The 14,801-nt window shown below is 48.0% G+C and carries 13 protein-coding genes; 8 read left to right on the plus strand and 5 right to left on the minus strand.

Features of this window, described 5'->3' with window-relative positions; genetic code table 11:
• Window positions 1-542: 542 nt before the first annotated feature.
• From N5E87_RS04445 to N5E87_RS04455, 3 genes are read right to left on the minus strand one after another with little or no spacing between them, the layout of a single operon-like run.
• Window positions 543-1,268, minus strand: coding sequence for an amino acid ABC transporter ATP-binding protein (locus N5E87_RS04445; protein ID WP_086902106.1), 726 nt, complete (start codon window positions 1,266-1,268; stop codon window positions 543-545).
• Complete coding sequence (locus N5E87_RS04450) at window positions 1,261-1,941, minus strand: amino acid ABC transporter permease (RefSeq protein WP_011623798.1); 681 nt, start codon at window positions 1,939-1,941, stop codon at window positions 1,261-1,263. The genes N5E87_RS04445 and N5E87_RS04450 overlap by 8 nt, the downstream gene beginning before the upstream one ends.
• Before the next feature lie 5 nt (window positions 1,942-1,946).
• A complete protein-coding gene (locus N5E87_RS04455; protein ID WP_086902107.1) occupies window positions 1,947-2,681 on the minus strand; it encodes a basic amino acid ABC transporter substrate-binding protein in 735 nt (244 codons plus the stop codon).
• A 374-nt stretch (window positions 2,682-3,055) separates the two neighbouring features.
• On the opposite strand from N5E87_RS04455, the gene N5E87_RS04460 reads away from it, so the two are divergent.
• Window positions 3,056-3,880 (plus strand): hypothetical protein, encoded by an 825-nt coding sequence (locus tag N5E87_RS04460; protein ID WP_011623796.1) that lies wholly within the window; start codon window positions 3,056-3,058, stop codon window positions 3,878-3,880.
• 4 nt (window positions 3,881-3,884) lie between these two features.
• Here N5E87_RS04460 and N5E87_RS04465 read toward each other — a convergent pair whose 3' ends face one another.
• A complete protein-coding gene (locus tag N5E87_RS04465; RefSeq protein WP_011625365.1) occupies window positions 3,885-4,775 on the minus strand; it encodes a LysR family transcriptional regulator in 891 nt (296 codons plus the stop codon).
• A 120-nt stretch (window positions 4,776-4,895) separates the two neighbouring features.
• On the opposite strand from N5E87_RS04465, the gene N5E87_RS04470 reads away from it, so the two are divergent.
• The 6 genes from N5E87_RS04470 to N5E87_RS04495 all read left to right on the plus strand — a co-directional run bounded on the left by N5E87_RS04470 (window position 4,896) and on the right by N5E87_RS04495 (window position 12,025).
• Window positions 4,896-5,330 carry a CidA/LrgA family protein gene (locus N5E87_RS04470; RefSeq protein ID WP_086902108.1) on the plus strand — a complete coding sequence of 145 codons (435 nt, stop codon included), beginning with the start codon at window positions 4,896-4,898 and terminating at the stop codon, window positions 5,328-5,330.
• On the plus strand, window positions 5,330-6,064 hold the full coding sequence (locus tag N5E87_RS04475; protein WP_011716021.1) for an LrgB family protein: 735 nt from the start codon (window positions 5,330-5,332) through the stop codon (window positions 6,062-6,064). The genes N5E87_RS04470 and N5E87_RS04475 overlap by 1 nt, the downstream gene beginning before the upstream one ends.
• 184 nt (window positions 6,065-6,248) lie before the next feature.
• Window positions 6,249-6,725 carry a GNAT family N-acetyltransferase gene (locus N5E87_RS04480; RefSeq protein WP_011716022.1) on the plus strand — a complete coding sequence of 159 codons (477 nt, stop codon included), beginning with the start codon at window positions 6,249-6,251 and terminating at the stop codon, window positions 6,723-6,725.
• 227 nt (window positions 6,726-6,952) lie between these two features.
• A complete protein-coding gene (locus tag N5E87_RS04485; RefSeq protein WP_086902109.1) occupies window positions 6,953-8,428 on the plus strand; it encodes a carbon starvation CstA family protein in 1,476 nt (491 codons plus the stop codon).
• Between the two features lie 256 nt (window positions 8,429-8,684).
• A complete protein-coding gene (locus N5E87_RS04490) occupies window positions 8,685-10,361 on the plus strand; it encodes a glucan biosynthesis protein D (RefSeq protein ID WP_164717923.1) in 1,677 nt (558 codons plus the stop codon).
• Window positions 10,362-10,555: 194 nt separating this feature from the next.
• Window positions 10,556-12,025 (plus strand): inorganic phosphate transporter, encoded by a 1,470-nt coding sequence (locus N5E87_RS04495; protein WP_086902110.1) that lies wholly within the window; start codon window positions 10,556-10,558, stop codon window positions 12,023-12,025.
• A gap of 12 nt (window positions 12,026-12,037) precedes the next feature.
• On the opposite strand, the gene N5E87_RS04500 is transcribed toward N5E87_RS04495, so the two are convergent.
• A complete protein-coding gene (locus N5E87_RS04500) occupies window positions 12,038-12,931 on the minus strand; it encodes a DUF72 domain-containing protein (RefSeq protein WP_086902111.1) in 894 nt (297 codons plus the stop codon).
• A 345-nt stretch (window positions 12,932-13,276) separates the two neighbouring features.
• Here N5E87_RS04500 and N5E87_RS04505 point away from each other — a divergent pair, with 345 nt between their 5' ends.
• Window positions 13,277-14,737, plus strand: a complete 1,461-nt coding sequence (locus N5E87_RS04505; protein ID WP_086902112.1) for a sensor domain-containing diguanylate cyclase — start codon at window positions 13,277-13,279, stop codon at window positions 14,735-14,737.
• Window positions 14,738-14,801 lie beyond the last annotated feature (64 nt).

A 14,801-nucleotide genomic window follows, 5' to 3' on the forward strand; every position in this document is an offset into this window, starting at 1 on the left:
AAATTACCCTATCAATTTTTTGAACGTGAAAGTGGATCAAACTTGCCTAGTCTTGTTAACTTCGACCCATTTTCAATTTTCGTTGGCTTCTGGCGAACGCGATTTTTGCCCCTTTGCTTTTTACGTACATATCGAAAATGGGTAGTAAAAATTGGCATTGGGGCACCAGTGACCGTTGGCGACATGGATGTCGCCGTCGAGCCTATAGGGATATATTCACGGCGAGTCACTGGGGAAGCAATGACAATAAATTCCATAAATAGATAAAAAGATTAATCGCTTTTGTCCCAAAACGAGTCAATATCTTCTTTAAAACAACCAGACTACACCGATGTTAAACAGGAGAGTCATGGTGATTAGCGAGACGACCGTCCGCCCCATGGACGGGGCGGTCGAGCATCCACGGATGGACTTGCTGCGAGTCGTCGAGTGAATGCCATGACTCATCCATCAATCAGAGCCAGCTTTTAAGTGTCTCAAAGCTTTCGGCGTGTCATCGAGCAAATACCATTGTTCACCTTTCAATGTTATATAAGTCTTTATTACCTCAGCACTTTACTTAAAAAGCTTTGGGTTCTGGCTTCTTTGGGGCGGGTGAATAATTCCTCGGGGATATTGGACTCCACCACATAGCCGCCATCCATAAAGATGACCCTGTCGGAAACATCGCGTGCAAAGCCCATTTCGTGGGTGACAATCACCATGGTCATGCCTTTTTGCGCTAAGTCCTTCATCACATCCAGTACATCGCCGACCATTTCGGGGTCGAGTGCCGAGGTGGGCTCATCGAATAGCATCAGATCCGGCTCCATCGCCAGCGCGCGGGCAATGGCAACCCGTTGTTTTTGTCCACCCGAGAGACTCGAAGGATAGGCATTAGCTTTATCCTGCAAACCCACTTGAGTTAGTAGAGTGAGCGCCTTGTTATCTGCTTCGGCTTGGGTCATTAACTTTAGGCTCACTGGCGCTAAGGTAATGTTTTGCAATACGGTTTTATGGGGGAATAGGTTGAAGTTTTGGAACACCATGCCCACTTTTTGCCGTAATTTGTCGACACAGGCATCCTTGGCGGTAATGGATTGCCCTTCGATTTCAATATCCCCTTGGGTGGGTTTTTCTAACAGGTTGATGCAACGTAAAAAGGTGCTTTTACCGCTGCCGCTAGGGCCGATAACACTCACCACTTCGCCTTGGCGAATATGTTCGTTGATGCCCTTAAGAACAGCATTATCGCCGTAACTTTTGTGTAGGTTGGTTATGTTAATCACTTTGCTTCAACCTCTTTTCGAATTTCGACAGCATAAATGTGAAGCTGTAGGTCAGGAACAGGTAAATCAGTGCACAGGTAAAGAGTGGGATACTGTCTTCAAAAGTACGGCTACGGATAATCTCACCCGCCCGCATTAAATCCACACCGCCAATAAAGCCAATTACGGCGGTTTCTTTGAGTAGCACGATAAACTCATTACCTAACGCGGGCAGAATATTCTTAATCGCCTGCGGCAGAATAATCAGCTTCATGGTCATCGCCTGTGACAGGCCGAGCGAGCGTGCCGCTTCGGTTTGACCCTTATCTACGGCTTGGATCCCTGCGCGAATAATCTCAGAGATATAAGCGCCGCTGTTTAAACCGAAGGCGATGATGGCGGCGGTGACCTTATCAACATCGAATGCGGCCAGCACGATGAAGTAAAGGATCACTAACTGCACCACCACTGGCGTGCCGCGGATCACGCCAACATAAAGCTCGGCGGGGAAGCGGATATACCACTTAGATGACATCTTCATCAGTGTGGTACCCACGCCTAATACTGCGCCTAATAACATGGCGAAGAAGGTCACAATCAAGGTGACTTTTAAGCCGTTTAGGATCAGCAGTATGCCTATCATGCCGTCGTCGCCAATGGGACTAAACAGCGAAGTATTGATTGCTTCTAACATAGGGATCACTTGATATGGGCTGAAACGAGCGTCTGATATTGACCGCTTTCTTTCAATTTTTTCAGCGTGTTATTAATGCTATTGAGAAGTTCAGGCTGCTGCTTTGATACCGCAAAGCCATAAAACTCAGGGGGAAAGTCCAGCTTGATCAGTTTGAGATCAGGGTTTTTCGCCAGATAGTTCGCCGCAGGTTCGCTATCGAATAGCACTAAGTCGACTTTGCCATTCTTCAGTTCCATGATGGCTTCGAAGCCGGTGTTAAAGGCGGTGACATTTTGGGTATATTTTTTAGACATCATATCGGCGGTTGAGCCGAGCTGCACTGCAAAGTGTTTGTCTTTAATGTCATCAAGGGTATGAATGGTGTCGTTATCTTTATTCACGAGCAGCACTTGAGTCGCCTCATAGTAGGGCTCCGAAAAGTTAACGCTGGCCTGACGCTCTGGCGTGATGGTCATGCCCGAGGCGATAAAATCAATCTTGCCTGAGTTTAGCGCCACGATCAGTGAATCGAATTTCATATTTTCGACTTTGAGCGTCTTGCCGGCATCTTTAGCGATTTGTTTAGCAAGCTCAATGTCGAAGCCTTTGATCTCGTCGCCACTTTGTCCGCCAACGTATTCAAAGGGCGGGAAGGCCGCATTGGTTCCAACCACTAAAACATCGTTGCTTTTCCCACATCCAGCTAACAACAAGGTGGCAGTGAGGGCTAGGCCGCCTAATAACATGGATTTTTTCATTTAAGACTCTCTTTTGAATGACTCGCAATGTGGCGACTATAGGGATGTGACGCTCTCGTGTCAATAATTATGCTTTAAAGGTGATTAAAAATGCATTTGAGGTCGCAGTTGTTGTATGCCTAAACACTTGTGATTACAACGCTTGCTGTGTTTGATATAGACACGTTTTTAAAGCGTTAGTGAATTGTTTAGGATGACCGTGAATAGCAATTTTCGGCTTTCACTTGTGCGGGATATATCATTTTTTATTCATTTTTACGGCTAAAATAGTTAGCGATGAACGATTTCTAACAAAAATTGTAAAAACTTCATTAAATTATGCCCAGTTAATCTAATCTTAATGCAGGATCAAATAGCAATTTATGGAGCGAAATGTGAGATACCTAACTCTGGCACCAGCGGCACTCCTTTTGGGTCTAGCAACTTCGGTCAGTGCAGAAGAATCGACCCAGTGGCATTACACCATGGGGATACACGATTTTATTGTGGAACAGGAGAGTTCACACACCTTTGGATTTAACGGCAACATTATGATTGAACATACCACGGCGTCGGATATTTACCTGTCTGCCATGCTGGATATGTTTATCGACATTGATACCGACGATCTCGATCCCGACCATATTCCTGTGTGGTTTAAATCGGACTATGTGGCCTCGGGTGAGTTCTACCATATCGATCCTCGCTTCTTCTTCGGATGGCAAGTGGACCTACAGGGTAAACGTAACACTGTGAGTTCGATCGAAAAGCAAGCCAAGCTATTCCCTGAATTAACCGCCAATTATAAGGGGCAGGAATCGCAGGCCCAGTTAAAGGCGGGCGCGGGTTATTACTATTTAGAAATCGATGACGACGTGCCCCGTACCCGTGGTTACGATCGGGGCGATTTTGGTAATGGCGAGTTCGCTTACACCTTAATGGGCAGTTTTGGTTTTGATATCACGCCTAAATTAAACATGAGTTTTGCCGCGCAAAACTGGAACGACGGTGATAAATGGCTTGAAAATCAATATCGTTTCAGCATGAGTTACGACACGGATTATTGGGAGAAGGGTAGCCAGTGGTTACTGTATGTGGAGCATACCGAATACAACCTAGACCACTATGCCAAGGAGAGTGTGCACTCACCCGACTACTTGCCCATCCTGCCTTGGGATAACGATACCTTAGTGCGTTTTAGCTTAGTCGTGCCTTGGTAATGAGCTACTTTTGCGTTAAGTGTTTCTCCACTAACGCAATCATCGCCTGCGCCGCAAAGGACAATACCTGTTCTTTGCGCCAAAACAGTGATAACTCCCAACGCAGTTCATCGCTCGCCAATGGAATATTCACCACCCCAGAGACACTGTAACGCCGCGCGATAGAGCGCGGCAGTATCATCACGCCTGTGCCCGCCGCGACTAGGGCAATTCCGAAGTCGGCTTGGCTGACTCGAGTGATATTTTTAGGAGTAAATCCGGCGTGTTGGCAAGCGGTTAGCACCAGTTGATACAAGGTATATTCGGTCTCAAACATCACTTGTGGCTCGTCGACTAAGTCGTGGATCGACAGCATAGCTCGCGAGGTGAGGGGATTCTCTTTGGGCAGCACCACCACCATGGGATCGTTAAACACCCGAATGCCGTGGTAACCATCGTCGAAGTTAATAATCCCGGTGGCCAGTTCAATTTCACCCTTTTGAATCGCTAAAGTTTGCTCCACGCCGCCGCGCACCAGCAGGTGCATATCAATTTGCGGATATTGTTGGCGATATTTGGCAATGATTGGGGCAAAAATTTCAGCACTGCCGAGTGGCGCGAGACCGAGTTTTAATTCGCCTGCGGTTAAACTGCGCTGGGCACTGAGTTCGGCCAGCATGCGTTGTCGGCCAGCGAGCAACTCCTTGCCATGGCGATAGACCACTTCTCCCGCTTGGGTGAGCTTAACCTGAGTGCCACGCTTGCCGCGCTCGAGTAGTACCAGATCGAGTTCTTCCTCTAATTGGCGCAGCGCCTTGGAGAGGGCGGGTTGGGTGAGATGAACCTTTTCACTGGCCTTACCAAAACCGCCGGCATCGATGATCTCGATAAAATAACGCAGCACTTTAAGATCCATTCTCGCCTCGATAATACATTCTTAAAATTCATGGATTACATGCTTAATATTCATTTTTTTTATTGAATAGGCAAGCCTAAAATATTCCTATAGCAACTTTAGTGTAAATCGAGAAACCACATGTCTTTCCTCCAAGCCGCAATACGTCGATGCCGTCATGGGGCTTTATTGTTAACTCAAATTGGCCTCTTTTGTTTATTGTCTTTCGCCTGCCATTGGTTAGCCACTTGGGCGCATTTATCTGTGCCTGGTAGTGTATTGGGTTTAGGTATCTTACTGATTTTACTTGCGACTAAGCTAATCCCTGAAAATGCGGTGCAGCTTGGTGCCGCTTGGTTGATTGGTGAGTTACTGCTGTTTTTTATTCCGCCTGTGATCTCCGTTATCAAATACGAGAGCCTGTTTGAGCAATATGGGGTGAATATTCTCTTCACCTTAGTCATGGGCAGTGTTTGCGTGATGGTGGGCACGGGATTTGTGGTTGACCGAGTATTTCGTTTTGAGCGTCAACTCAATATCAAAAAGCATGCGCGTCGCCATGCTAAGGCCGCCTAATGTCGAGCCTTAACTTAAGCCCAGCAGCGATTTCTGAATTACTGTTTTCGCAGACGGGATTGGCACTTATCAGCTTGTTATTAACGCTATTCTGTTACTTTGCGGCCAAGCGTTTATATAGGCTCCACCGTGTGTGGTGGTTGGCGCCGATTGTACTCGCGCCCGTGGTGATCACGCTCTTGGTGTTTAATCTCGATATTCCACTGCCGACTTATTTTGAATACACCCATTGGTTAATGGCGATGTTAGCACCAGCGACGATCGCATTTGCCTTGCCGATTTATCGGGAGCGTAAACTCATTCGCCAATATCCACTGACCATTGCCCTTGGGGTGATAGCGGGATTGTTGCTGGGCATGATTTCTAGCTGGCTGTTAGTGAAATTTGTGCCGCTGCCGGTCGAGCTGTCTAAGAGCTTGTTGGTGCGTTCGGTATCTACGCCCTTTGCGATGGAGGCGACAAGCGCCTTTGGCGGAGTGCCAGAACTGACAGCCATGATGGTGCTCATCACCGGCATAATCGGCATGTTGGTATGTGAGCCGCTGTTCAAGCTGATGCACATTCGTACGTCTTTAGGTAAGGGCGTGGCATTGGGCGCTTCGGCCCACGGTGCGGGCGCCGCAAAAGCCAGTGAGTTAGGCCAGCAAGAGGGCGTTATTGCCAGTTTGACCATGATTTTTATCGGGATTGCTATGGTGCTGGGCGCGCCCGTATTTGCTGTGATCTTCAGTTAGTGTTCGAGAGTGATGTGCTGAATTTGCGTTAACCCTCTCCACCTTAATGTGATTTTGTTTGTTTTAATGATGTTGTTTTGCCTCTTAGGGCGCTAACCTCTGCTTGGGTTATGCGCCCATTTTTTTAGCTGGCGGCGAATGTCGAAATCTAGTGACACTAAATTAAATCAAATAGGGATATAAGATGGACAAGCAAACACGGGTATCGAATGTGACATTGAGACCCATAGGACAAGACGATCTGGAGTTGATCTTCACCCATCAACAGGATCCGATAGCATCCCAATTGGCGCAATTTCCCTCGCGGGATCGTGAGGCGTTTTACCTTCATTGGCAGCAAAATATCCTCGGACAGGCGTCGGTACTGGCACGGGGAATAGAAGTCGATGGCTTGCTCGTTGGCAATATTGGCCATTGGCATATGGATGGGCAGGCGATGATTGGTTACTGGATTGACCGCGCATTTTGGGGGCGTGGGGTAGCAACCTTAACCTTAAGCGCGTTTTTACCTTTAGTGACCTCAAGGCCGCTTTTTGCCCATGTAGCACAGCATAATCTTGCGTCCCAGCGGGTGTTGCTGCGCCATGGGTTTGTAAAGATGGACAGACTCATTCAAGAGGCGGACGATGTGGCGCCTTTGTTGGAGTTTGTGCTGCGCTGATGCTTAAACCATCACACTAACCAAAGGCTTAAAGCCCTTAACCTGAGATTTTGGCATATTGGGAGCCAATACATTATTTAATAAATCTATTTAGATATACGTGTTTTATCGTAAATTCAGATTTATCAACCCGACTTTAGTCTAGTACGTGATGGCTTGACCTCATTGGCTAACTCAATGAAACTCTCCATTTAATCACCTCCTACTAAAGTATGGATAATTAAATAATGTTTATTTTCTTCTTATGCCTTGCGCTCTTAGTGCTGGCATACAAGTTTTATAGCCCATTTGTTGAGCGCCAAGCAGGAATTGATCCTAAAGCGCAAACTCCCCAAGCAAGATTCGAAGATGGTGTGGACTATGTGCCCGTTCACCCCACCAAAGCGTTTTTGATCCAATTCTTAAACGTTGCTGGTGTAGGCCCGATTTTTGGTCCTATCCTAGGTGCTTTATATGGTCCAGTAGCCTTACTCTGGATTGTGTTAGGTAACATTATTGGCGGCGCGGTACACGACTATTTCTCGGGTGTGTTAAGCATTAAAGAAGACGGTAAGAGTCTGCCAGAAATCGCCGGTCACTACTTTAATGTCTACTTTAAAGGCGTGATGCTGCTGTTTACTGCGATGTTACTGTTCTTCGTGGGCGTGGTGTTTATCATGAGCCCTGCGGGTCTGTTAAGTAACCTCGACTATTTTAAAGACACCATTTTTGGCAATAACACCTTCTGGGTGTTAGTGATTTTGGCTTATTACTTCTTAGCCACTATGCTGCCAATCGATAAGATCATCACTAAGCTGTATCCCGCTTTTGGTCTGTTGATGATCGTTATGACCACCTCGATTGCGGTTGCTCTGCTGATCAGCGCTCCACAGTTACCCGAAATGGGCGATGTGTTTGCTTACTTCAACCACAGCCATTACAACAATGAGTTACTCGAGCCAAACCCAGACGGTTTACCGATTTGGCCATTGCTGTTTGTGACTATTACCTGTGGTGCAATCAGTGGTTTCCACTCGACTCAAGCACCTATTATGGCGCGCTGCCTGACCAACGAGAAATACGTTCGCCCCGTTTACTATGGCGCTATGGTGGCTGAAGGTGTTGTGGCTTGTGTGTGGGCGACTGCGGGTATTGCGGCCTTCCCGGGTGGTTATGTTGAGCTTAAGAGCTTACTCGACCAAGGTGGGCCAGGCCTGGTCGTTAACCAAGTGGCTACTAGCTATCTTGGTGTATTAGGCGGTGTAATGGCGATTATTGCGGTGGCTGTATTCCCTATTACCTCGGGTGATACTGCATTTAGATCGCTGCGTCTCACTATTATCGACGCCTTTAACATCCCACAGAGTATGCGTAATCGTTTGCTGGTGGCAGCGCCTATCCTGACTATCGCTTACTTTATGACTAAGATCGACTTCTCCTTGATCTGGCGTTATTTCGCCTTCTCAAACATGCTGTTATCGACAAGCGTGCTGTGGTTGGCTACTAAGTACCTGTTCGATAGAGGTAGCTTCCATTGGATTGTGAGTTTGCCTGCGATTGCCGGAACCTGTGTGACCATCTCTTACATCATGACGGCGGGTATTGGATTAGGTTTGCCTCAATCTCTGAGCCAACCCGTGGGGATTGCGGTCGGCGTGGTGTGTTTAGTGGCCTTGATTATTGCCCATAACAAACGCAAAACAGTGCTGAATACAAACTCTTAACCTCATTGGTTTTATGACTGCTAAGGGCTGCATTTTGCAGCCCTTTTTAATACTATTTTCATAAACTGGCGTCAGTATTGAATATTGTCACTGTGACATATTCCATTGCGTCGAAATTATGTTAGATTCTGGCGAACTGATGGAGATAGAGGTATGGTTATCACTGTCATCAACAGTTCTCCACAGGGCAGTCACTGCAATATTGCTTACTTTTGCAGAGAAGTGTCAGGAAGTTACACCAAATCAGAGTCTGCTTATGCAACCCAATTTATTTCCCGAACAAAGACATTTAAATCGTGAGCCGATGGTGATGCCGTCGGTGGAAGCTCAGTCTACCCGTAGCCGTTTACAACGCATGGTGGGCAGTGTGCTACTCACTTGCAGCGTGTTGTTAAGCTTATCTGCTTGTGCAGCGGGTAAGGCGAGTGCGCCGCAGGAAGAAGAGTTTAGCTACGCCTGGTTGAAAGGCTATGCCCATACGCTGGCGACTGAGTCCTATGTGAGCCATAAGGGCGAGTTGCCAAAAAGCTTACAGGGCATGAGCTGGGATGATTACCAGCAGTTCCATTTCAAGAAAAAAGCCGCCCTGTGGCGTGAGGATGATTCGGAGTTTCGCGCCGAGTTATTCCACTTAGGTCTGTACTTCGATACGCCTGTGCATATTTACCAATTGGAAAATGGCAAGGCAAAGCTGATCGAATATTCGTCTTCCATGTTCGATTACGGTAAATCCAAGGTAAAGGGTAGCCAACTACCGAAAGACCTAGGCTTTGCTGGGTTTAGAATGCAGTTTAATACCGACTGGCAGCGTGACGTGGTCGCCTTCTTAGGTGCCAGCTATTTCCGCGCAGTAGGTCAAGAAATGCAATATGGTCTATCTGCCCGTGGTTTAGCGGTCGACACTGCGCTGCCTAAGCCTGAAGAATTCCCTATGTTTACCCGTTTCTGGTTAGAGAAGCCACAACCGGGTTCTAATATTGCGACTGTGTACGCTCTGTTAGATTCACCAAGTGTAACAGGGGCTTACCGTTTTGATATCGAACCGGGTGAGCGTTTAAAAATGAAGGTCGATGCAGCGATTTACCCGCGTAAAGCCATCGAACGTTTAGGCGTTGCACCACTGACCAGTATGTACATGGTGGGTGAAAACGATCGCCGCACTGGTTACGATTGGCGTCAAGAGATCCACGATTCAGACGGTCTTGCCATGCACACGGGTAACGGTGAATGGATTTGGCGTCCGCTGGGCAACCCAAGCAACCTGCGTTTTAATGCCTATAGCGATGAGAATCCAAAGGGCTTTGGTTTAATGCAGCGCGACCGTAATTTCGACCATTATCAAGATGATGGCGTGTTCTACGAGAAGCGTCCAAGCCTGTGGATTGAGCCAACTGGCAACTGGGGTAAAGGTTCGGTGCAGTTAGTGGAAATTCCAACACTGGATGAAACCTTCGACAATATCGTGGCGTTTTGGAACCCTGCAGAGCCCATTCAGCCGGGTCAAGAGTTACTCTACAGCTACAACATGTACTGGGGTGGTATTCCACCCGTGCAGTCACCCCGTGCCCGCGTAGTCGATACCTTTACTGGTATTGGTGGTGTGGTTGGTCAAAAGCGTAAGTACTATAGCAAGCGCTTTGTGATTGATTTTGCTGGTGGTTCCTTACCTATGCTGGGTAAAGATACCCAAGTGAAAGCGGTGATTTCGACCTCTCAGGGTCGTGTAGAAATCGAATCTGCTCGCCCACAACATGCGATCAACGGTTACCGTGCTATGTTTGACCTAGTGCCGCCAGAAGACAGCGTTGAGCCAATTAACCTCAGAGTTTACTTAGAGGTAGATGGTCAACCGTTAACTGAGACTTGGATGTACCAGTGGACACCACCACCAGTGAACGAGCGTGAATTGCATAACGCCGGTCATCTGCAGTAAGCCGTGACTCAGTGTTAAATCTTAAAACGCCAGCCCTGTGCTGGCGTTTTTGCATTAGCGGATTTGTTAAATGCAAGCCTGACACGGAGTTATTGAGGACTGATTCACTTTTTGCAAATCTAAATAATTTTTCACTGTCAAAGAGGTCAACCTTAGGCGTAATCTGTGGCGTCCTCGTTATAGGTTAGCGATTCATGTTTGAGATATTGACTTCTATCGGCCTGGGTTGGTCGGTAGCTTTAGTGCTGGCGGTGCTATTTGTGCTGGCCTACGAATTTATCAATGGCTTCCACGATACCGCCAATGCTGTTGCCACAGTCATCTACACCAAGGCCATGCCTGCCAACCTCGCGGTGATTTCTTCAGCCCTGTTCAACTTTGCCGGAGTGCTGCTCGGCGGGCTTGGCGTGGCCTATGCCATAGTGCATCTCTTGCCCGTCGATTCTTTACTGGGAATGGATTCAACCCAAGGGCTGTTGATGGTGTTCTCACTACTCTTTTCGGCCATTATTTGGAACTTAGGGACTTGGTATTTTGGTATTCCTGCCTCCAGTTCCCATACCCTGATTGGCTCGATTATGGGGGTTGGCGGCGCATTCGCCTGGATACACAATGAACCTGTACTGCACGGCATTAATCTCACCAAAGCCACGCAGATTATGCTGTCGTTGATCATTTCGCCCACGCTGGGATTTGTGCTGGCGGGGATACTGTTATTGCTAATGAAGTACGTGTGGCAAAAGCACAAGATACACCGCACCCCCGATGAACAATTTCAGATTAATGGCAAACGCCATCCGCCGTTCTGGGCGCGCGTCAGTTTGATAGCCTCGGCCATGGGGGTGAGCTTCGCCCACGGTTCTAACGATGGCCAAAAAGGCATTGGTTTAGTGATGCTGGTGCTGATCTGTATGGCACCAGCGTATTTTGCCCTCGACATGAGTAGCCAATCCTATGATTTGGCGAGAACACAGGATGCTAACCGCCGTATTATGGCTATCTACAGTCGCAATCAAGCTGTGATTAGCGATCTGGTGGATGTTAAAGCACAAGTGAATGTGACTGACACTTTACTGAGCCACTGCTCGGCACAAACCGTGTTACCGGCCATGTCGCTGCTCGATCGCCGTTTAGATAAGGCCAGCAGTTTTCAAGAGATGAGTGTCGAAGAACGTCGTGAAGTGCGTCGCTTGCTGCTATGTATCGATGATACTGCGCGCAAAGTGGCAAAATTAGACTTACCCGCCAAAGAGTTAACATCACTCAATAAATGGCGTAAGGACCTAACTAAGTCAACCGAATACGCGCCTTTGTGGGTGATAGTGGCCATTGCGACGGCCTTGGGCTGTGGCACCTTAGTGGGTTGGCGTCGCATTGTTTATACCGTCGGTGAGAAGATAGGCTCCTCGGGGATGACCTACAGCCAAGGGATTGCGGCTCAGGTGACGGCGGCGGCATCGATTGGGATTGCTAGCGTGACGGGAATGCCGGTTTCAACCACCCATATTCTGTCTTCGGCGGTGGCAGGCACTATGGTGGCCAATCGCTCAGGCTTACAAAGCCAAACCATTAAGCAGATTTTATTAGCTTGGGTACTGACACTGCCGATTACCATGCTCTTATCTGCATTGGTGTTTATCTTGGCTAACGCGCTCTGGGGTTAAGCTAAATTCCTTTTACCACGTAAGTTGCATCTGCGCGGCAGACTCTGCCAACGCTTTATGCAACTGAATAGTGGGCAAGCTGATTTCATTGGCCAGTTGTTGCTGCAACTGCTGGTATAAACGTATCGCTAATTCGGGCGCGGTCTGGTTATCGGGCGTATGGATAAACAGATAAGGCTCGCGCCCCTCTTTTATCCAGAGTGCGAGTTGCCTTAGCCAGTTGTTAAAAAAACTATCGTTATTCTTTACCAGCAATTTATCGTTACTCGCCGCTAAGGCTTCAATCGTTCCATCCGTTTGGCCAATAAAACGCACCACGGGCGTATGGGCGGTCGCGATAGCGTGAACGGGCACCTGTGGCTTTTTCTTATGGGCATCGATGATCGCTTCGTTGGCGGGCGGCAAGGCAAACAGTGGCCGACTGTCCATGATGATGCGATTGATTTGTCTATCCATCAACAGGCGATTTAGCGCTCGCTCTGCGTCTCCCTTGGCAAAAAAGCCTAAATGGCGAACCTCTACGCCATAGCTTAAACCTTGCGGTAACAGATCAAAAAAAACTGCTAACACTGGTAGCTGTTCGGGGCCGAAGGAAGCGGGAAGCTGAATTTTCCACAAACCGGTTTTTTCAACCAAGGGTGACATCACTTGGAAGAAGGCCAATAACTCCTGCTGACAATCCTGCAACTGCTTTTGATGGGTGATGGCTTGTGGCAGTTTGAAGGTAAAGCGAAAATCATCGGGAGTGGCGCTGTGCCAATTCATCACAGTTTGCGCATTTGGCGTCGCGTAAAAGCTGGTGTTGCCTTCCACTGTGTTGAAGATACTGGCATAGCGGGCAAGTCTTTCAGCCTGTTTAGTACTTGAACCATAAACACTTTCTTGCCAATGGTTATGCGACCACATGGCAAGCCCGAGACGTAAATGTCGCGCGCTATGGGGAGGGGATTGGAACGACGTCAAACATACTCCTACTTAACTGGCTAAACACTGGAATGAGGTTTAAGTTGGCGACTCATGCCATCGCTCTTGGGGTATTGTGCTTAAATCGGTTTGTGTCCGTCAAATCTACCGCTGGTTTTTATCATTTTGCGGGCGAGATTGCGCTGGATTTAGCTTGGAACTGTCATGGTAATTAACCTACTCTAATAGTATGTTATTCTGTGTTTTGGACTTTAACGGCGGGGATTTCCCCGGTTTGTTAATGGGCCTCATGACGTAAATAAACCCTCGGCATAGTTGGAGAGTTGTGTGAAAAACGATGGTTATACTTCCCTAAGCCAATTTGTTGATTTGTTATTAGATGCTATCTGCGTCGTCGATAAAACCGGGCGCTTCGAGTTTGTCAGTGCGGGCGCCGAGCGTATTTTTGGTTATACCCCAGATGAAATGCTGGGGATGCAGATGTTAGATCTTGTGTATCCAGAAGATAGGGAACGCACACTGGCCGCCGCCAATGACATTATGGCGGGCAGTTATAAGCTCGATTTTGAAAATCGTTATGTTCGTAAAGATGGCTCACTGGTCGATATTCTCTGGTCTGCCCGCTGGTCTGAGGATCGCCAGCAGCGGATTGCCGTCGCCCGCGATATCACTAAAAGCAAAGCCGCCGAGCGGCGCCAGGCTGCGCTGTATGAGATTTCTGAGGCGGTGCATGTTACCGAAGATCTCCTTGCGCTGTATCGACGCATTCACCAGATCCTGGCCAAACTGTTACCGACGGATAATTTTGCTATCGCGCTGTATGATGCCGATCTTAATGAGTTAGATTTTCCCTATCGCGTGCTGGCGGGGGAGCAAAATCCGGCGCAATCCGCCAGTTTCGATCATTTTACCGAGCAAGTGATCCAAAGCGCACAGTCTATGCTGCTTTGCCCCATGGCTCGGCCTGTTTCTGCGGTTGAAAGTGAGCTTTGCTATTCGCAAGTCGATTCGCAAAAAAATCAGCAAGATAATCAGCAAGATAACCCGCAAGCCATAAGTTGGCTTGGCGTGCCGCTAACATTGCAGAAGGGCATTATCGGCGCCTTGATTATGCACAGTACCCCTGATTCTAGGGCTTACACTCAGCAGGATTGTGAGTTACTGGAGTTTGTGTCGACCCAAGTCGCTTTTGCGATTGAGCGGCGGCAGATGTTGGCGCGGTTAGAGCATATTGCACTTTATGACCAACTCACCCATTTGCCTAATCGTGAGTTGTTTTATGACAGATTCCAAAAGGCGCTATCACGCGCGAATCGTGAGTCGAGCTATTTCTCCTTACTCTATTTGGACTTAGACAAGTTTAAATGGGTGAATGATACCTATGGCCATGGCGTGGGCGATCTCCTGCTACAAATCACCGCCCAGCGGATCTTGGGATGCGTGAGAAACTCGGATACCGTTGCCCGTTTTGGTGGCGATGAGTTTGTGATCCTGCTTGAGCGTGTCGATTCGGCGCAGAATACCTTGCTCGTCGCCCAAAAGATCTTAGAAGTGCTTAACCAGCCCTTTGAGCTGGTTAATCAACAGGTCCATATTTTGCCGAGCATTGGAATTGCCCTCTATCCCGAGCATGGTAGGGATGAAAAACAACTGTTGTCCTGCGCCGATACGGCGATGTACAAGGCGAAGCGTAATGGTGGCAATCGGATTGAAATGGGTTATCAAGGCTTAAAGACCAGCTATTTCGAACCCTTAATCCAACCCCATCGAGAGGCCTTGAAGCGCTAGTGTGATCTTTATAAAAAAATCCCCGATAAGCTCAAGATTATCGGGGATTTTTTATAGCGTGGCG

The organism is Shewanella sp. GD03713, from assembly GCF_029843705.1.
GTDB lineage: Bacteria > Pseudomonadota > Gammaproteobacteria > Enterobacterales > Shewanellaceae > Shewanella.